The organism is Streptomyces sp. NPDC060184 (assembly GCF_042728795.1).
In the GTDB taxonomy this organism is placed as follows: Bacteria; Actinomycetota; Actinomycetes; order Streptomycetales; family Streptomycetaceae; genus Streptomyces.
Map to the genome: position 1 here is coordinate 90,193 of NZ_JBHWYX010000021.1, position 18,895 is coordinate 109,087.

General features: G+C 71.3%; 14 protein-coding genes. 6 read left to right on the top strand and 8 right to left on the bottom strand.

Translation table 11 applies throughout. The annotated features are described in order from the left end of the window. Positions 1-25: 25 nt before the first annotated feature. Positions 26-640, bottom strand: a complete 615-nt coding sequence (locus tag ACFWEE_RS16490; protein ID WP_386889712.1) for a TetR/AcrR family transcriptional regulator — start codon at positions 638-640, stop codon at positions 26-28. Positions 641-835: 195 nt separating this feature from the next. Between ACFWEE_RS16490 and ACFWEE_RS16495 the strand changes: the two genes are divergently transcribed. After that, positions 836-1,783 (top strand): ABC transporter permease, encoded by a 948-nt coding sequence (locus ACFWEE_RS16495; protein ID WP_386889713.1) that lies wholly within the window; start codon positions 836-838, stop codon positions 1,781-1,783. Continuing rightward, positions 1,776-2,552 (top strand): ABC transporter ATP-binding protein, encoded by a 777-nt coding sequence (locus ACFWEE_RS16500; protein ID WP_386889714.1) that lies wholly within the window; start codon positions 1,776-1,778, stop codon positions 2,550-2,552. The genes ACFWEE_RS16495 and ACFWEE_RS16500 overlap by 8 nt, the downstream gene beginning before the upstream one ends. Positions 2,553-2,650: 98 nt before the next feature. Here ACFWEE_RS16500 and ACFWEE_RS16505 read toward each other — a convergent pair whose 3' ends face one another. Then, positions 2,651-7,657, bottom strand: coding sequence for an NAD-glutamate dehydrogenase (locus ACFWEE_RS16505; protein WP_386889716.1), 5,007 nt, complete (start codon positions 7,655-7,657; stop codon positions 2,651-2,653). A 478-nt stretch (positions 7,658-8,135) separates the two neighbouring features. Between ACFWEE_RS16505 and ACFWEE_RS16510 the strand changes: the two genes are divergently transcribed. Further along, positions 8,136-8,702 carry a DJ-1/PfpI family protein gene (locus tag ACFWEE_RS16510; RefSeq protein WP_386889718.1) on the top strand — a complete coding sequence of 189 codons (567 nt, stop codon included), beginning with the start codon at positions 8,136-8,138 and terminating at the stop codon, positions 8,700-8,702. A gap of 47 nt (positions 8,703-8,749) precedes the next feature. Here the strand turns inward: ACFWEE_RS16510 and ACFWEE_RS16515 are convergent, their stop codons facing one another. Then, the gene (locus ACFWEE_RS16515; RefSeq protein WP_386889720.1) at positions 8,750-9,421 is read right to left on the bottom strand and encodes an HAD family hydrolase; all 672 of its coding nucleotides are present in this window, start codon (positions 9,419-9,421) and stop codon (positions 8,750-8,752) included. Between the two features lie 94 nt (positions 9,422-9,515). Then, positions 9,516-10,022, bottom strand: a complete 507-nt coding sequence (locus tag ACFWEE_RS16520; RefSeq protein ID WP_386889722.1) for a DUF6912 family protein — start codon at positions 10,020-10,022, stop codon at positions 9,516-9,518. Between the two features lie 278 nt (positions 10,023-10,300). On the opposite strand from ACFWEE_RS16520, the gene ACFWEE_RS16525 reads away from it, so the two are divergent. After that, positions 10,301-10,792, top strand: coding sequence for an Rv3235 family protein (locus ACFWEE_RS16525; RefSeq protein ID WP_386889724.1), 492 nt, complete (start codon positions 10,301-10,303; stop codon positions 10,790-10,792). Positions 10,793-10,971: 179 nt separating this feature from the next. On the opposite strand, the gene secA is transcribed toward ACFWEE_RS16525, so the two are convergent. Further along, entirely contained in the window at positions 10,972-13,788 is a 2,817-nt protein-coding gene (gene secA / locus ACFWEE_RS16530) for a preprotein translocase subunit SecA (RefSeq protein ID WP_386889726.1), read from the bottom strand. 239 nt (positions 13,789-14,027) lie between these two features. On the opposite strand from secA, the gene ACFWEE_RS16535 reads away from it, so the two are divergent. Together ACFWEE_RS16535 and ACFWEE_RS16540 are read left to right on the top strand one after the other, a co-directional pair. Beyond that, the gene (locus tag ACFWEE_RS16535; protein WP_386889727.1) at positions 14,028-14,717 is read left to right on the top strand and encodes a GNAT family N-acetyltransferase; all 690 of its coding nucleotides are present in this window, start codon (positions 14,028-14,030) and stop codon (positions 14,715-14,717) included. Between the two features lie 240 nt (positions 14,718-14,957). Continuing rightward, on the top strand, positions 14,958-16,154 hold the full coding sequence (locus tag ACFWEE_RS16540) for a winged helix-turn-helix domain-containing protein (protein WP_386889729.1): 1,197 nt from the start codon (positions 14,958-14,960) through the stop codon (positions 16,152-16,154). Between the two features lie 25 nt (positions 16,155-16,179). Here ACFWEE_RS16540 and ACFWEE_RS16545 read toward each other — a convergent pair whose 3' ends face one another. The 3 genes from ACFWEE_RS16545 to ACFWEE_RS16555 all read right to left on the bottom strand — a co-directional run bounded on the left by ACFWEE_RS16545 (position 16,180) and on the right by ACFWEE_RS16555 (position 18,856). Continuing rightward, positions 16,180-16,935: a response regulator gene (locus ACFWEE_RS16545; protein ID WP_386889731.1), complete on the bottom strand. Its 756-nt coding sequence runs from the start codon at positions 16,933-16,935 to the stop codon at positions 16,180-16,182. Positions 16,936-17,117: 182 nt separating this feature from the next. Beyond that, a complete protein-coding gene (gene hpf, locus ACFWEE_RS16550) occupies positions 17,118-17,807 on the bottom strand; it encodes a ribosome hibernation-promoting factor, HPF/YfiA family (protein ID WP_386889733.1) in 690 nt (229 codons plus the stop codon). A 329-nt stretch (positions 17,808-18,136) separates the two neighbouring features. Beyond that, the gene (locus ACFWEE_RS16555) at positions 18,137-18,856 is read right to left on the bottom strand and encodes a ComF family protein (RefSeq protein ID WP_386889735.1); all 720 of its coding nucleotides are present in this window, start codon (positions 18,854-18,856) and stop codon (positions 18,137-18,139) included. Positions 18,857-18,895 lie beyond the last annotated feature (39 nt).

Sequence of the window (18,895 nt, forward strand, 5' to 3'; positions counted from 1 at the left end):
CCTCCGCGCGCCCGGGTCCTCGTACCTACGCCCCCGGGTGCTTGAGGGCGGCGACCGTGGAGGCGGCGAGGTCGTCCAGGTACCCCTTGGGCAGGCCGCCCCGGACCACCACGAGCCGCCAGTACAGGGGCCCGACGATCAGGTCCAGCGCGCGGTCGGGGTCGCTGCCCTCCGGCAGCTCGCCCCGGGCCACCGCCGCCCGGACGACGACGGCCGCGACGCCCTGCTGCGGGTCGAGGAGGGCCGCCTTGATCGTGTCGGCGATCTCCGGGTTCCGGGCCGCCTCGACGAGCAGGTCCGGGATCACCTGGGAGGCGACGGGGTGGCGGAGCGCGTACGAGGCGAGCTGGAGGACCGCCCGTACGTCCCCGTGGAGCGAGCCGGTGTCGGGGATCGGCATGCCTTGTTCGGCGACGGCCGACACCAGGTCGAGCACCAGCTGCAGTTTGGACTTCCAGCGCCGGTAGACGGCGGTCTTGCCGACGCCCGCGCGGCGCGCGATGCCCTCCATCGACATCCGGGCGAAGCCCACCGCGGCCAGCTCCTCGAAGACGGCCCCGCGGATCGCGTCGGTCACGTCCTCGCGCAGCACGGCGGCGCCCGCCGGGGTGCGGCGCCGGGGTCCGGGTTCGGTGCTCATGCTCCAAAGGATATCCGTAACGACGAAACGGTTGCGTCCCGACGCCCATACGATTTACGCTCAGCGTGGCGACGAAACGGTCCCGTCCCGTCGTTCGCTCGCGATTCCCCCGCAGTTCAACGCCTGTTTCCCCCGCCTCAGCGCCTGCTCTACTCCAGCCTTCCGCGCTGTTCCCAGCCTCCGTCGAAAGCGATCGTGGTGAGCCAGACAGCAGCTCCGCCGACCCCAGGGCCGGCCGAAACCGATCCCGCCGCACTCGCCCCGGTCTACGCCCCGGGCGAGCTGGCGGCGCTCGCCGCCCGCCACGGCCTCACCGTCAGCGGCGCCCGCCCCTCCCTCGCGTCGTACGTCGCCCAGCTCTGGGGGCGCAGGCACTTCATCGTGGCGTTCGCCACCGCCAAGCTGACCGCGCAGTACAGCCAGGCGAAGCTCGGGCAGATCTGGCAGATCATGACGCCGCTGCTCAACGCGACGGTGTACTACTTCATCTTCGGCATCCTGATGAACACCAAGCGCGGGGTCGCCGACTTCGTGCCGTTCCTCGTCACGGGTGTCTTCATCTGGACGTTCACCTCCAGCTCGATCACCGCCGGCACCCGCGCGATCAGCGGCAACATCGGGCTGGTGCGGGCCCTGCACTTCCCGCGCGCCTCACTGCCGATCGCGCTCGCCCTCCAGCAGCTCCAGCAACTGCTGTTCTCGCTCGGTGCGCTCGTCCTGATCCTGCTGGTCTTCGGGGAGTTCCCCAGCCCCAGCTGGCTGCTCGCGATCCCCGCGCTCGTCCTCCAGGCGCTCTTCAACACCGGCGTCTCGATGTTCGTGGCGCGGCTCACCGCGAAGACCCCGGACATCGCCCAGCTGATGCCGTTCCTGCTGCGCACCTGGATGTACGCGTCCGGCGTGATGTGGAGCCTGGACTCCCTGCTCACCGAGGACCGCGTCCCGCACTGGGTCATCGTCGCGCTCGACTGCAACCCGGCCGCCGTCTACATCGACCTGATGCGGTTCGCCCTGATCGAGAGCTTCACCGCCGACCAACTGCCCCCGCACGTGTGGGCGGTGGCCGCCGCGTGGGCACTCGTCTGCGGCCTCGGCGGCTTCGTGTTCTTCTGGAAGGCCGAAGAGAGGTACGGACGTGGCTGACACGACCGAGGAGCGGGAGCCCACCGTCGTCGTCGACGACGTGCACATCACCTACAAGGTCAACGGCACCAAGGGCGGCCGGGGCAGCGCGACCTCCGCGCTCAGCCGGATCGTCACCCGCCGCGAGAGCCCGGGCGTGCGCGAGGTGCACGCCGTGAAGGGCGTCAGCTTCGCCGCCTACAAGGGCGAGGCGATCGGCCTCATCGGCTCGAACGGCTCCGGCAAGTCCACCCTGCTCAAGGCCATCGCCGGACTGCTCCCGGCGACGAAGGGCAAGGTCCACACCCAGGGCCAGCCCTCGCTGCTCGGGGTGAACGCGGCGCTGATGAGCGACCTGACCGGTGAGCGGAACGTCGTGCTGGGCGGGCTGGCGATGGGCATGTCCCGCCAGGAGATCCGCGAGCGGTACGACGACATCGTCTCCTTCTCCGGCATCAACGAGAAGGGCGACTTCATCACGCTGCCGATGCGGACGTACTCCTCCGGCATGGGCGCCCGGCTGCGGTTCTCCATCGCGGCGGCCAAGAGCCACGACGTGCTCCTGATCGACGAGGCGCTCTCCACCGGCGACGCCAAGTTCCAGAACCGGAGCAAGGACCGGATCAAGGAGCTCCGCCAGGAGGCCGGCACGGTCTTCCTGGTCAGCCACAGCAACAGGTCGATCCTGGAGACCTGCGACCGGGCGATCTGGCTGGAAGCGGGCGTCCTGCGGATGGACGGCCCGGCGAAGGACGTCGTCGCCGCGTACGAGCGGTTCACGAAGAAGTAGAGCCGTCCCGCGGGCTGGCGGACGGAAGGAAGGGGGCTCCGGGCTTGACGGCCCGGAGCCCCCTTCTCTCATGTCACCGCGTCACCGCGTCACCGCGGTCAGCCGTGCGTCCGCAGCAGCGTCCGCATGGTCCGCATCGCGACCGACAGGTTCGCCAGGTCGAAGGCGTCGGAGCTCTGGATCTCCTCCAGGGTGGAACGCGACCGGGAGAGGATCGCCGCGTTCTTCTCCTCCCACGCCTTGAACCGCTCCTCCGGCGACGCGCCCTGTGCCCCCACGGCCAGCACGTCGGCGGTGAGCGCCGCGTGGGCCGCGTACAGGTCCTCACGGATGGAGGCGCGGGCCATGGACTGCCAGCGGTCGGCACGCGGCAGCTCGATGATCCGGTCCATCAGCGCGGTGATCCGCAGCCGGTCCGCGAGGTCGTAGTAGACCTCGGCGACGGCCAGCGGGTCCTTGCCCGTACGGTCCGCGATGGCCACGATGTCGAGCGCGGGGAACGCCGAGGAGAACCCGGCGACGCGCTGCGCCAGCTGCTCGGGCACGTCCGCCGAGGTCAGCTCGTCCAGGATCTGCCGGTACCACTCCTGGTCGGTGCCCCGCAGCAGCTCGGGCATCGCGGCCCAGACCTCGGCGACCCGCTCCTTGAAGAAGGCGACGGTGGCCTCGATGTCCACCGGCTGCGGGCGGTTGCCCAGCAGCCAGCGGGTGCCGCGCTCCACCAGGCGGCGGGAGTGCAACCGGATGCGCGTCTGCACCCCGGCACCGACCTGGTTGTCGAGCGCCTCCACGGCGTCCCAGACCTGGTTCAGGCCGAAGATCTCGCGGGCCGCGGCCTGCGCCCGCACGATCTCCTCCACCGAGGCCCCGGTCTCCTCGCGGAACCGGTGCAGGAACGTCGAACCGCCGGTGTTGACCGTGTCGTTGACCAGCACCGTGGTGATGATCTCGCGGCGCAGCGCGTGGCCGTCGATCGCCTCGGGGAAGCGTTCGCGCAGCTGCTTCGGGAAGTAGGCGTGCGCCAGGCGCTGGAGGTGCGGGTCGTCGGGGAGGCTGGTGCGGATCAGCTCGTCGGCGGCGGTGATCTTGGTGTAGGCGAGCAGCACGGCGAGTTCCGGCTGGCTCAGGCCCTTGCCCGCGGCGAGGAGTTCGCGGATCTGCCGGTCGGCGGGGAGGAACTCCAGCCCGCGGTCGAGCCCGCCCGAGGACTCCAGCCGGCGCATCGAGCGCTGGTGGGCGTGGAGCAGGTCGGCGGCCTGGGCGGTGGCGTTGGTGAGCGCGACGTTCTGCGCGTAGTTGTTGCGCAGCACGAGCGCGCCGACCTCGTCGGTCATCTCCGCGAGCAGCTGGTTGCGCTGCTTGACGGTCATGTCGCCGTCCCGGACCAGCCCGTTGAGCAGGATCTTGATGTTCACCTCGTGGTCGGAGGTGTCCACACCGGCGCTGTTGTCGATCGCGTCGGTGTTGATCTCGCCGCCGGCCCGGGCGAACTCGATGCGGCCGAGCTGGGTGGCGCCGAGGTTGCCGCCCTCGCCGACGACCTTGGCCCGCAGGTCCTGGCCGTTGACCCGGATCGCGTCGTTGGCCTTGTCGCCGACGTCGGCGTCGGTCTCGGCGGAGGACTTGATGTAGGTGCCGATGCCGCCGTTCCACAGGAGGTCGACCGGCGCCCGCAGGATGGCCTTCATCAGGTCGGCGGGGGTCATCTTGGTGACGCCCGCCTCGATGCCGAGGGCCTCGCGGACGTGCGCGTTGACCGGGATCGACTTCGCGGTGCGGGGGTGGACGCCACCGCCCGCCGAGAGCAGCTTGGTGTCGTAGTCGGCCCAGGAGCTGCGGGGCAGTTCGAAGATCCGGCGCCGCTCGGCGAAGGAGACGGCGGCGTCCGGGGTCGGGTCGAGGAAGATGTGCCGGTGGTCGAAGGCGGCGACCAGGCGGATGTGCTCGGAGAGCAGCATGCCGTTGCCGAACACGTCGCCGGACATGTCGCCGACGCCGACGACGGTGAAGTCCTCGGTCTGCGTGTCGTGGCCCAGCGCGCGGAAGTGCCGCTTGACGGACTCCCAGGCGCCGCGGGCGGTGATGCCCATGCCCTTGTGGTCGTACCCGGCGGAGCCGCCGGAGGCGAACGCGTCGCCGAGCCAGAAGTTGTACGCGACGGCGACCTCGTTGGCGATGTCGGAGAAGCTCGCGGTGCCCTTGTCGGCGGCGACGACGAGGTAGGTGTCGTCCTCGTCGTGGCGGACCACGCCGACGGGGGGCACGGTCTCGCCGGCCACCAGGTTGTCGGTGATGTCGAGCAGCGCCGAGACGAAGACGCGGTAGGCGGCGATGCCCTCGGCGAGCCAGGCGTCGCGGTCGAGCGCCGGGTCCGGGAGCTGCTTGGCGACGAAGCCGCCCTTGGCGCCCACCGGCACGATGACCGTGTTCTTCACCATCTGCGCCTTGACCAGGCCGAGGACCTCGGTGCGGAAGTCCTCGCGCCGGTCCGACCAGCGCAGCCCGCCGCGGGCGACCTTGCCGAAGCGCAGGTGGACGCCTTCGACGCGGGGCGAGTACACCCAGATCTCGAAGGCGGGGCGCGGGGCGGGCAGGTCGGGGATGGCCTGCGGGTCGAACTTCATCGAGACGTAGGCGTGCGGCTCGCCGTCCTCGGCGCGCTGGAAGAAGTTGGTCCGCAGGGTCGCCTTGATGACGGTGAGGAAGGAGCGCAGGATGCGGTCCTCGTCGAGCGAGGCCACCTGGTCCAGCGCGCCGTCGAGCTCCTCGAGCAGTCCGTCGGTCAGTTCCCGGCCGGCGCTCTGGCGGGCGGGCGACATCCGGGCCTCGAAGAGGGAGACCAGCAGCCGGGTGGTGTGGACGTTGTCGCGGAGGGTGTCCTCCATGTAGTCCTGGCTGAAGGTGGAGCCCGCCTGGCGCAGGTACTTCGCGTAGGCGCGGAGCACCATCGCCTGCCGCCAGTCGAGTCCGGCACGGAGCACGAGGGAGTTGAAGCCGTCGTTCTCGGCCGCCCCGGTCCAGACGGCGGCGAAGGCGTTCTGGAAGCGGTCGCGGGCGTCGTCGGCGAGGTGGTCGCCGTTGCCCGCGGGCAGCCGCAGCCCGAAGTCGTAGATCCAGCCGGTCGTCCGGTCCGCGCAGCGCAGTTCGTACGGGCGCTCGTCGACGACCTCCACGCCCAGGCGCTGGAGCACCGGGAGGACGGCGGAGAGCGAGACGGGCTCGCCGGTCCGGTAGATCTTGAAGCGGCGCTCGCCGGGCAGCGCGCCGACCGGCTCGTAGAGGCTGAGCGCGAAGTCCTTCTCGCCCGCCTTGAGGCGTTCGAGGTGGACCAGGTCGGCCACGGCGGCGCGCGGCGAGTGGTCGGCCTTGTAGCCCTCGGGGAAGGAGCGGGCGTAGCGGCGCAGCAGTTCGGCGGCGCGCTCCTCGCCGCACTCGGCGTTCAGGGCCTCCTGGAAGCCGTCCGCCCAGGAGCGGGCGGCCTCGACGAGCCGGGCCTCGATGTGCTCGGTGTCGGCGTCCGTGAGGTGCGGCAGTTCGGTGCCGGGGGCGACCCGGACGACGAAGTGCAGCCGGGACAGGATCGACTCGGTGTTCCAGGCGGTGAAGTCGACGCTGGTGCCGCCGAGTTCTTCCTTCAGGATGTCGATCAGCCGCAGGCGCACGCCGGTGGTGTAGCGGTCGCGCGGCAGGTAGACGAGGGCGGAGTAGTAGCGGCCGTACTCGTCCTGGCGCAGGTAGAGGCGGAGCCGGCGGCGTTCCTGGAGGTAGAGCACCGAGGTGACGATCGAGCGCAGCTGATCGGTCGGCGTCTGGAACATGTCGTCGCGCGGGTAGGTCTCCAGGATCTGGAGCAGGTCGCGGCCGTCGTGGCTGTTGTCCGAGAAGCCGGCGCCCTCCAGCACCTCGGCGACCTTGCGGCGGACGACCGGGACCCGGCGCACCGATTCGGTGTAGGCGGCGGACGAGAACAGGCCGAGGAAGCGGCGCTCGCCGACGACGTTGCCGTCGGCGTCGAACTTCTTCACGCCGACGTAGTCGAGGTAGCTCGGGCGGTGGACCGTGGAGCGGCTGTTCGCCTTGGTCAGGATGAGCAGCTTGTGCTCACGGGCCTTGGCGCGGGCGTCGGCGGGGAGCCGGTCGAAGGACGGGCTGACGGGGTGCGCCTCGTCCTCGTGGTGCTTCGGGTCGGAGCGCAGGATGCCGAGGCCGGTGCCGGGCACGGCGGCGAGCGAGTCGCCGTTCTTCAGCTCGTACTCGCGGTAGCCGAGGAAGGTGAAGTGGTCGGCGGCGAGCCAGCGCAGCAGCTCGCCGGCCTCCTCGATCTCCTCGGCCGGGAGGTCGTCGGTCGGCTCGCTCGTGAGGCCGTCCGCGATGCGCAGCGCGGCGGCGCGCATCTTGTCCCAGTCCTCGACGGTCTCCCGCACGTCGGACAGGACGCGCAGCAGGTCGGCGGTGATCTCCTTGAGGTCCTCGCGGTCCGTCTCGCGGTCGATCTCCACGTGGATCCAGGACTCGACGAGCACGTCGTGCGGGAGTGCCGCCCCGGCGGTGCCGGAGTCCTCGCGGCCCTTGCCCTGCGGGGCCCGGGGGACGCCGGGGCCGTCGGTCAGGACTTCCAGCAGCTTGCCGGTGAGGTCGCGGCGCACCAGGACCTGGGGGTGGATGACCAGGTGGATGCTGCGGTTCTGGCGGGACAGCTCGTTGGTGACGGAGTCGACGAGGAACGGCATGTCGTCGGTGACGACCTCGACGACGGAGTGGCTGGAGGTCCAGCCGTTCTCCTCCACGGTCGGGGTGTGCACCCGGACGTTGGCCGTGCCCTGGGGGCGGTTCTCGGCCAGCCGGTAGTGCGAGGACGCGGCACCGAAGACGTCCACCGGGTCCCGGCCGCTCAGGTCCTCCGGGGCGGTGTGCAAGTAGTAGCGCTGGAGGTAGGAGAGGAGCATGTCCCGGCCGGACCGCTCGTCCCCGTCCGTGCCGGCCGCGGCGACGCGCACCCGGGGGGTACCCCCCGGGCCGCCGGCACCACCGCCCGGGCTGTTGTCAGCTACCTCGGCGGCCCGTGCGAGCAGCTCGGCCTTGGCTTCGTCCAGCTTGGTCTGCATGTCCTCTGGCTCCTGTCGCGCGCCATTGCGTGACGTAGGTGAGAAAAGCGGCACAACGCCACGACGCGGGGTATCCGGTCGTAGTCGACGCTATGCCGCGATGAGAGATACCCGGGACCAAATCGGCGATATTCAGCCGTGGGTCGGGGTGATGGCGATCACTGATCGCCCGGGTGCGGGTGCACTCCGGGACCGGGGCGGGGGCGTCCGTGCCCCCGCGGCGTATCGCGCTGATCACGGGCACAAGGCTATCTCGCCGGAACGGGTGGCCGTCATGAACCGTATGTGTACAAACGAAGGCCCTCGTTTTGGACACTTCGTCCTGCTCACCGCACCCCGAGCCGACGAGCACGCGCCCTCCCCGGGCGAAGGCGCGCCCTCTTGGCGAACCCGTCCGTCCGGGGCAGGCTGGTCCCCGCCGTACGAGGCCGGGCCGCACGCCCGCACCCGGCCGACCCACCCACCCTGGGGGCCCGCCATGGCACCGAAGATCCTGCTCGTCACCGGCGACGCGGCCGAGTCGCTGGAAGTCCTCTACCCGTACCAGCGGCTGCGCGAGGAGGGGTACGAGGTCTTCGTGGCCGCCCCCGAGCGCAAGACGCTGCGCTTCGTGGTGCACGACTTCGAGCCCGGCTTCGACACGTACACCGAGAAGCCCGGCTACACCTGGCCGGCCGACCTGGCGTTCTCCGACGTCGTGCCCGGCGATTACGCCGCCCTGGTGATCCCCGGCGGCCGGGCACCGGAGTACCTCCGCAACAACGCCGACCTGAAGAGGATCGTCGCCGCCTTCTTCGAGGACGCCCGGCCGGTCGCGCAGATCTGCCACGGCCCGCTGATCACCGCCGCGACGGGGAGCCTCGGGGGACGCGAGGTGACCGCCTATCCGGCGCTGGAGCCGGACATGCGGACGGCGGGCGCCGCCTTCCAGGACAGTGAGGCGGTGGTCGACGGCACCCTGGTCTCCTCGCGCGCCTGGCCCGACCACTCGGCGTGGATGCGCGAGTTCCTCAAGGTGCTGCGCGCCAAGGCCCCGGTGGCCTGAGGTGCGGGCTCACCCCGGGGCGGGACCGCCCCGGGGTCGCGCTCGTCTCAGACCTCCATGGACTCCGCCAGCGCGACCGCTTCGGCGAGGCTGTCCACCACCGGCACCCCCGCCTCCTCCAGGCTGGCCCGGTCGTGCGAGCCCCCGGTGTACAGCACCGCCCGGGCGCCGACGTGCGCGGCGGCCACCGCGTCGTCGACCGCGTCCCCGATGATCACCGCGTGCTCCGGGGCGACCGTGCCGAGCGCGGCGAAGTGACGCTCCATGTGGAGCTTCTTGCTGCCGCCGGAAGGCCCGGTGCGCCCGTCGACGCGTACGAAGTGCGGCTCGATGCCGTACGCCCGCACGGTGGGTATCAGCTGCTCGTGGCCGTGCATGCTCAGCAGGGACTGGCTGCGGCCGTCCCGCCGCCAGCCCGCGAGCAGCTCGGCGGCCCCGTCGGTGAGGCGGCAGGCCGCGCGGAGCTCGGTGTAGGCGTCGTGGAAGAGGACGTCCATCCGCTGCCATTCGGCGTCGTTCGGTATCCGGCCGAGCAGCCGCTCGTAGAAGAGCGGGACGGGGACGCAGTACGTCGCGCGGTACTGCTCCAGCGTGATCGGCGCGAGCCCCACCTCGGCGAAGGCCGTGTTGGTGGCCCCGAGGACCGCGTGGATGTCGTCCAGCAGGGTGCCGTTCCAGTCCCAGACCAGATGGGTGCGCTTCTCGCCGTGCTTCGCCATGGGAAAGACCGTACCCGGCGGGTCCGACAACCGGCCGGGGCCGCCCCCGACCAGCCCTTCCGGGCCCTGCGCGCGCCCCTCGGCCGAGCGCCCCTCAGCCGAGCAGCTGCGGGATCTCCTGCACGCCGAACCAGAGCAGCTCGTGGTCCTCGGCCCCGTCCACGGTGAACTGCGCGTCGTCGTCGCCGAGGTCGGCGGCGCCCAGGGCCGCGGCGGCGGCCGTCACGTCCTTCTCGGCGTCGTCGGCGTCCACGTGCACGGCCGCCGCCTTGGCGAGCGGCACGGCCGAGCCGATCCGGACCTCGCCGACGGAGGCGGCGTCCGGCCCCTGGCCGGGGTCGCCGAGGGCGTCACCGTCCGGTACGTCGAACGCGACGACGACCCGGCGGCGCGGCTCCCCGGGCAGGGCGGCGATCAGGCGGAGCGAGGCGGCGGCGGCCCGGTTGAGCGCCGCGTACTCCAGCTCCTCGATGTCGTCGGAGACGTACCATTCGCGCAGCCCCGGGGTGACGGCGTAGGCGGTCAGCGGTCCGGGGCCCAGTTCGCCCGCCCCGTGCGCCGCGGCGAGACCGGAGAGGGTCAGGGGGACGTACACGCGCATGGCTTGGCCGCTTTCGTAGTCGACAGACGCCCTCAGGATACGTCGGCGGTCCCCCATCGGGGTGGGGCGGGCACCCACGGGCGTACGGCCCCGGGGGCGCGGCCGTCCGCCCGGCGCCTCGGCCGGATGCCCGCCGCCTCACCCGGATAGGTGATCCGCCCCGTTGGCCCGGCAGGGCCCCGGCGGCCCTTGCGGCCCCTTCGCGACTCCCCGTAGAAGAGGCGCAACGCAACGCTGCCGCGCGGCACGACCGGGCGGTCCGACACGGGGGCGACAACATGAGCACGGACCGGACCAGGACCTCGGGCGCGGATCGGCGCACCCGCGCGGAACAGCGCGGGACCACCCGTCCAGGAGGCGGCAGGCCCGCGGGCCGCCGCGATCCCCGCCGTCCCGGCACCGCCACGGAGCGCCGGAGTCCGCTCGCCGCGCGGGGCCCGGTGCGCCCGCACCACTGGTTCGCCGAACGGCTGCTCGCCGTGCTCAGCGGGCGCCGCCCGGTCCACTGGATGCTCGGCCACACCGTGGGCGAGGCCTACGACCAGCTCGCCGAACTCGCCCCGGGCGCCCCGCTGCGCGCCGCCTGGGGCAGCAGCCCCGTACTGCGCGGGTGCTACGGCGCGCAGCCCGCCACCGGCGTGGTGGAGGCGTTCGCGTCCATCTCGGGCGGCGGCCGGGTGCACGCCATGGCGTTCCGGCTGGAGCAGGGCTCCGATCTGCGCTGGCGGTGCGCCGCGGTGGAGCTGGGCGGCGAACGCCTCCCGGTGTGAGCCCGGCACCCGGTCCGCCCGGCTGCGTCCGGTTACGTCCGGGTACGTTCGGTCGCGTCCGGCTGTGTCCGGGTACGTTCGAGTACGTTCGGGTACGGAAAAACCGGCGGGGCCGGGACCTCCGTGGAGATCCCGGCCCCGCCGGTGCGTACCGTCCTGCGGTCGTCGACCGCCGCGGACTACTTCTTGCGGCGACGCCCGCCGCCGCCCGCGCTCTTCTGCGCCTTGCGGCGCTCGGCACGGGTCAGGCCGTCGCCCTCGGGGGTGCTGTCGGCGAACTCGCCCTCCACGACGCCGCCTTCGCCGTCCACCGTCGGGGCGGAGAAGTGCAGGCGGTCCGGGCGCTGCGGGGCTTCGAGACCCTTGGCGCGGATCTCCGGCCGGGGGGCCGCCGCGACACCGGCGCCCTCCTTGGCGAGCGAGGGCTGCTCGGCGTCCTCCTTGACGGGGACTTCCTCGACCTGCTGCTCGACCTGGACCTCAAGGTTGAAGAGGTAGCCGACCGACTCCTCCTTGATGCCCTCCATCATGGCGTTGAACATGTCGAACCCTTCGCGCTGGTACTCGACCAGCGGGTCCTTCTGCGCCATGGCACGGAGGCCGATGCCCTCCTGGAGGTAGTCCATCTCGTAGAGGTGCTCGCGCCACTTGCGGTCGAGGACCGAGAGGACCACGCGGCGCTCCAGCTCACGCATGATCTCGGAGCCGAGGGACTTCTCGCGCTCCTCGTACTGCTCGTGGATGTCGTCCTTGACGGACTCGGCGATGAAGTCCGCGGTGACACCGGCGAGGTCGCCGGCGGCCTCCTCCAGCTCCTCCACGGTGACCTTCACCGGGTAGAGCTGCCGGAAGGCGCCCCACAGCCGGTCGAGGTCCCACTCCTCCGCGAAGCCCTCGGCGGTCTCCTGGCGGATGTAGTCGTCGATCGTGTCGTCCATGAAGTGACGGATCTGGTCCTGGAGGTCCTCGCCCTCCAGGACGCGACGACGCTCGCCGTAGATGACCTCGCGCTGGCGGTTGAGCACCTCGTCGTACTTCAGGACGTTCTTGCGCGTCTCGAAGTTCTGCTGCTCGACCTGGGACTGGGCGGAGGCGATGGCGCGGGTGACCATCTTGTTCTCGATCGGCACGTCGTCGGGGACGTTCGCCATCGACATCACGCGCTCCACCATCTGCGCCTTGAACAGGCGCATCAGGTCGTCGCCCAGCGAGAGGTAGAAGCGGGACTCGCCCGGGTCGCCCTGACGGCCGGAACGACCGCGCAGCTGGTTGTCGATACGACGCGACTCGTGGCGCTCGGTGCCCAGGACGTACAGCCCGCCGAGGTCCTTGACCTCCTCGAACTCCGCCTTCACGGCCAGCTCGGCCTTCTCCAGCGCGGCGGGCAGCGCTGCCGCCCACTCCTCGACGTGCTCGACCGGGTCGAGGCCGCGCTGGCGCAGCTCCGCCTCGGCGAGGTCGTCGGGGTTGCCGCCGAGCTTGATGTCGGTGCCGCGGCCGGCCATGTTCGTCGCGACGGTGACGGCGCCCTTGCGGCCGGCCTGGGCGACGATGGTCGCCTCACGGTCGTGCTGCTTGGCGTTGAGCACCTCGTGCTGGACGCCGCGCTTGGAGAGCTGCTGCGAGAGGTACTCGGACTTCTCGACCGAGGTGGTGCCGACCAGGATCGGCTGCCCCTTCTCGTGCTTCTCCGCGATGTCGTCGACGACGGCGGCGAACTTGGCGACCTCGGTGCGGTAGATCAGGTCGGACTGGTCCAGGCGGACCATCGGCCGGTTCGTCGGGATCGGCACGACGCCCAGCTTGTAGATCTGGTGGAACTCGGCGGCCTCGGTCATCGCCGTACCGGTCATGCCGGAGAGCTTGTCGTACAGGCGGAAGAAGTTCTGCAGGGTGATCGTGGCGAGGGTCTGGTTCTCGTCCTTGATGTCCACCCCTTCCTTCGCCTCGATCGCCTGGTGCATGCCCTCGTTGTAGCGGCGGCCGGCGAGGATACGGCCGGTGTGCTCGTCGACGATCATGACTTCGCCGTCGATGACGACGTAGTCCTTGTCCTTCTTGAAGAGTTCCTTCGCCTTGATGGCGTTGTTGAGGTACCCGACGAGAGGCGTGTTGACCGACTCGTAGAGGTTGTCGATCCCGAGCCAGTCCTCGACCTTGGCGACGCCGGACTCGTGGATGGCCACGGTCCGCTTCTTCTCGTCGACCTCGTAGTCGCCGGTCTCCTCGATGCCCTTGAGCTGGTTGCCGGCCTCGCCCTTGACCAGCCGGGTGACCAGCTTGGCGAAGTCGCCGTACCACTTGGTGGCCTGGTCGGCCGGGCCGGAGATGATCAGCGGGGTACGCGCCTCGTCGACGAGGATCGAGTCGACCTCGTCGACCACGGCGAAGTTGTGGCCGCGCTGGACGAGTTCGTCCCTGGACCACGCCATGTTGTCGCGGAGGTAGTCGAATCCGAACTCGTTGTTCGTGCCGTACGTGATGTCGCAGGCGTACTGCTCGCGACGCTGCGCCGGGGTCATGTTGGCGACGATGCAGCCGACGGTCAGGCCGAGGAACTTGTGGACCCGGCCCGTGAGCTCGGAGTCGCGCTCGGCGAGGTAGTCGTTGACCGTGATCAGGTGGACGCCCTTGCCGGAGATCGCGTTGAGGTACGCGGGCAGGGTGCCGACGAGGGTCTTGCCCTCACCGGTCTTCATCTCGGCGACGTACCCCAGGTGCAGGGCGGCGCCGCCCATCATCTGGACGTCGTAGTGGCGCTGGCCGAGGACGCGCTTCGCGGCCTCACGGACGGTGGCGAACGCCTCGGGAAGCAGGTCGTCCAGGCTCTCGCCGGCCGCGTACCGTTCCTTGTACTCGTCGGTGAGCGCCCGCAGCTCGGCGTCGGAGAGGTTGACGAAGTCCTCTTCGATGGAGCTGACCTGGTCCGCGATGCGGTGCAGTTTGCGCAGGATCTTGCCTTCGCCTGCACGCATGAGCTTGTTGAAGACGGACACTGAGGCTGGTCTCCTTGCCGGTCGGGCCTGGCACCGGGTCGTTTGACGGACTCTGGCGCGGGCACGGCAGGTGGGCCCCACCGCAACGGCCATCGTAAGCGAGGAGACCGCCGCGCCGGGAGGGCTGCCCCTGGGTGGACCTCACCGCGCCTTCCAGGACAACGGCCGAAGAGCCTGGAAGGTGCCGGGAAGCCCGGAAAGTGCTCACGCCCGGTCCCCGCGGTCACCAGAATGCGCCCATGGAGCCGATCACCCTCACCTCCCGACGCCTGTTGCTCCGCCCCTTCACCCCCGGGGACACGGACGCGGTGCACCTCGCCTGCCAGGACCCGGAGATCCTCCGCTGGACGGAGATCCCGTCGCCCTACCTGCGCTCCGACGCGGAACTCTTCACGAGCACCCTCGCCCCGGCGGGCTGGCGGGACGACTCCGGCTACCACTTCGCGCTGGTCGAGCGGTACGGCGCGCTGGCGGGCGCCCTCGGCCTCGTCCGGCGGCCGGGGCCCCGCACGTACGAGGTCGGCTACTGGCTCGCCCGGGAGCACCGCGGACAGGGGTACGGGACGGAGGCGGTGGTCCGCTCGGCGCGCTGGGCGTTCTCCGTGCTGGGGGCGGTCCGGCTGGAGTGGTGGGCCGAGGCGGGCAACGTGGCGTCCCGCGCGGTCGCCCTGCGCGCCGGTTTCCGGCTGGACGACGGGCAGCGGCCCGAGGCGGCCGGGGAGGCGGCCGACGGGACCGGAGGGGCGACGGCCGGGGGTGTGCGCCGGAACCTCTGGAGCGCCTCGCTCTTCCCGGTGGACCTGGGACTTCCGGCGTCCGGCCCCGGGCGGATCCCCTCCCGCCTCGGCCTCCGGCTCACCGGCTCCGGGCTGCCGGAGGCGGGGGCGCGTCCGCCGGGGTCCGCCGCGTACCTGCCCCCGCCGGGCTGATCCGTGTCCCGGTCGGGACAGGCCAGAACCAGTCGGACCCAGTCCAGACCGGTCAAGAACAGTCAGAACTATCTGGGATCCGCCAGCACCGGTCGGGACCGATCCGGAGTGCGCGGATTCAGTCGAGAGCAGTCGGATCCGGTCGAGACCGGCCGGGGCGGTTCGGAAACGGCCGTGACCGGTCGGGGGCCCTCGTCCGTCCCCCCGACCGCTGTCGGTGGCGCCCTCTAAGGTGCCTCCATGACGTCCGAGCCGCCCGTGCAGCCCCCCGTGGTCGAACTCTCCGCCGATCAGGCCCGCCGGATCGCGCTGCGCGCCCAGGGGTTCCTGGGGGCACCGGACCGGCGTGCCGGGGTGCCGGGGGTGCTGCGACATCTCGGGGCGGTGCAGCTCGACACCATCTCGGTGCTGGCCCGGTCCCACGAGCTGGTTCCGTACGCCCGGCTCGGCGGGATCGGCCGCCAGGCGGTGGAGGAGGCGTACTGGTCGGGGGGCCGCGCCTTCGAGTACTGGTCGCACGCGGCGTGCGTGCTGCCCGTCGAGGAGTGGCCGCACTTCGCGTTCCGCCGCCGCGCCTACCGCGACCGCCCGCAGTGGCACCACGAGCTGCCCACCGGCACGTACGACACCGTGATCGCGCAGCTGCGCGCCGAGGGGCCGCTCACCGCGACCCAGCTCGGCGGAGCGAAGAACGGCGGCGAGTGGTGGGACTGGTCCGCGACGAAGGTCGCCGTCGAGCGCGCCCTGATGTACGGCGAGGTGGTCTGCACCGAGCGCCGGGGGTGGAAGCGGGTCTACGACCTCGCCGAGCGGGCGATCCCCGACCGCTTCCTCCACGACGACCTGAGCGACGAGGAGTGCCGCCGACGGCTCGTCGCGCTCGCCGGCCGCTCGCTGGGGGTCGGCACCCGCTCCGATCTCGCGGACTACCACCGTCTGAAGGCCGAGGACTTCGACGCCGTGGTGGCCAATTCCGGGCTCGTCCCCGTGTCGGTGGAGGGCTGGGGGAAGCCCGCCTGGGCCGATCCGGAGGCGCTGGCCGCCGAGCCGCGCGGGCGCCACCGCACGACGCTGCTGTCACCGTTCGACTCCCTGATCTGGGAACGCGCGCGCACCGAGCGGATCTTCGGGTTCACCCACCGCCTGGAGGCGTACACCCCGAAGCCCAAGCGGGTGCACGGGTATTTCGCCATGCCCCTGCTGGCCGGCGGACGGCTCCAGGGCCGCGTCGACCCGGCGCGCGAGGGCACCACACTGGTCGCCCGTCAGGTGTCCCTGGCGAGCCCCAAGGCGGTGGCGCCGATGGCCGCGGCGCTCGTGGAGGCGGCCTCCTGGGTCGGCTGCACGGAGGTACGGCTGGAGCGGGTGGACACCCCGGAGCTGCGGGAGCCACTGACCGGGGCGCTCGGGGCGGCGTTCTTCGCCGCGCGCCGGTGAGCCGGCGCTCACGCGGAAGGGCTGTTCACCTGATCTCCAGGATCTTCTCCCGCATGGCATAGACCACGGCTTCCATCCGGGAGTGGAGCTGGAGTTTCTCCAGGATATTGCGGACGTGATTCTTGACGGTGTTCTCGGAAATGAACAACTGCTTGGCGATGTCGCGGTTGTTCTTGCCGGTGGCCACGAGTTTCAGGACTTCGAGTTCACGGTCGGTGAGCCGGGGAGCGGGAAGAAGGCGCCGGTCGTCGGTGCGCTGGATCATCGATTTGAACTCGGTGAGGAGTTTCGACGCCATGGACGGGCTGATCTGGGACTGCCCGTCGGCGACGGCCCTGATCGCCGTGGAGACCTCGTCGGTGGAGATCTCCTTGAGCAGGTATCCGGTGGCACCGGCTTTGATCGCGTCGTAGAGGTCGGCCTCCTCGTCGCTGATCGTCAGCATGATGATCTTCGCGCTGGGGGCCACTTCCTTGATGGCGGTGCACGCCTCGATGCCCCCGCGCTTGGGCATCCGTACGTCCATCAGCACGATGTCGGGCAGCAGGTCCGCCGCCTTGTCCACGGCCTCCGCGCCGTCGCCCGCCTCACCGACGACCTGGATGTCCTCCTCCTGCTGGAGAACGATCTCCAGTCCTCTGCGGAAGAGAGCGTGGTCGTCCACCACCAGGACCCGGATGGGCTCATTGCGTGGCGAGGTGTCCTCGTCCGCGCCGGCTCGGGTACGGGCAGCGTCTCCGGAAACATTCGTGTCGCGCACGGGCCCGAAGGTGTCCGCCATCGTTCCTCCCCCTGAAGGCCACGGCCTGCAATCACACACGGTCGCCAACGGCACTGCACCGCATACCGATTGGCTCGGGGGGCCATGCTTTCATGCCCGGCCGCCGGAACGGAGGTCCCGTGGTCGCACGCCGGTGCCCCCGGGGGCGCGCACGCTCTCCAGGGGCACCGCGCAACGGTCCGTCAGCCGCCGAGCGCACCGCCCGCGCCACCGGCCTCGTCGGCGGCGAGCGGATCGGTCCTCAGGTGGATGACACCGTAGTCGTACGCGTGCCGCCGGTAGACGACGCTGGGCTCCTTGGTCTCCGCGTCGACGAACAAGTAGAAGTCGTGGCCGACCAGTTCCATCTCGTAGAGCGCCTGGTCGAGCAGCATCGGGGCCGCCACGTGCGTCTTCTCGCGCATCACCAGCGGGCCTTCGCCCTGTACCTCCAGCGAACCGAACTTCGTGGTGGGTACCTCCTGGGCCGCCTGGTCGTTGACCAGTTCGCCGTCCTCGTCGAACGCTGCCGTGCCCGGCACCACGTCACCGACCTCGGCGGCCGACAGACGGCCGTTGCCGCGGCGGCTGTAGCGCTTGTCGTGCTGCTTGCGCAGCCGCGCCTCCAGCTTGCCCGTGGCCAGGTCCAGCGCCGCGTACGCGTCGCCCGCAGCCGCTTCCGCCCGGATCACCGGACCGCGCGAGCGGAGCGTGATCTCCACCCGGTCGGAACGGTCGGCCTGACGGGGGTTCGGCTCCTTGGACACCTCGACGTCGAGGCTGATCACCTTGCCGTCGAACTTCTGGATCTTGTCCAGCTTCAGCTTCTCGGCCACGTGCTTGCGGAACCGCTCGGGCACCTCGGTCTTGCGGCCCTTGACGACGATGTCCACGCAGAACTCCGTTCCCGGATCGCTCCGCAACGGTGGCGGAGCGCCTCCCTTTTGCACCAGGCTCCAGTGGCGTTCCGGAGCCTCGGACTCGGTGACCTTCCACCTCCTCCTGCCCACCGGCGGGTTCACCATCCCACCGATCTTCCGACAGCTGAACTCCGGTTGTCGGCCTGCCCGAAACCTGGTGGTGCATTCGTCGAGGCCTGGGGTTCACCATTCCTCACCACCGAACATAGCGTGCCGACCGCCTTCTCGGCACCCGCTACTCACGCGTACCTCCGTTCAGGCCCCTTTGCCCTTCCACCACCTGCAGAGATGAAACATTTCTGTCAGTTCCGGTTTATTCCGAAGGCAGACGGAGAAGCTGCGACCACAACTGCTCGGGGCGGCGGGAACCCGCCCGTCCGGGGCAGTGCCGGACCGACCGCGCGGGCCGCCTCCGCCAGCGTCGACCCGGTCGTCAGCAGGTCGTCCACCAGCACCACCGGGCCGGACGCGAGGAGCCGTTCCGCACCGGGGACGGCCTCGAGCGCGCCCGCGAGATTGGCCCGCCGCTCGGCCGCCCGGAGCCCCGCCTGGTCGGCGACCCGGCGCCGCTGCCGCAGTACGGGGAGGACCCGCGCAGGGGTGCCCGAGCGCCGCAGCGCGGCGGCCGACGCGCGGGCGAGGCGCCGTACCGGATCATGCCCCCGCGCGGCTGTGGAACGACGGGCGGAGGGTACGGGCACGAGCAGCAGGGGCCCGCCCCGTCCGGACCACGCGGGCCCGGCCCGTACGGCCGCCGCGAGGGCGTCACCGAGCGGCCCCGCGAGCGCCAGGGCGCCGCGCTCCTTGTGGCTCAGCAGAAGGGCGCGCACGGCGTTCTCGTACGGGGCGGCGGCATGCACCACCGGAAGGCCGGGCGGCTCGGGCGAGGGCCGCACCCGGCGCGGTGACCGGCCGCCGAGCGCCGAGCCGCACGCGGCGCACAGCTCCGTACGCGGCCTGCCGCAGCCCCCGCAGGACACCGGCAGGACCAGTCCGGCGAACTCCCGCCACCATTCCCGCACACCACCACACTGCCCGCCGCCCCACGGCAACGCCACCCC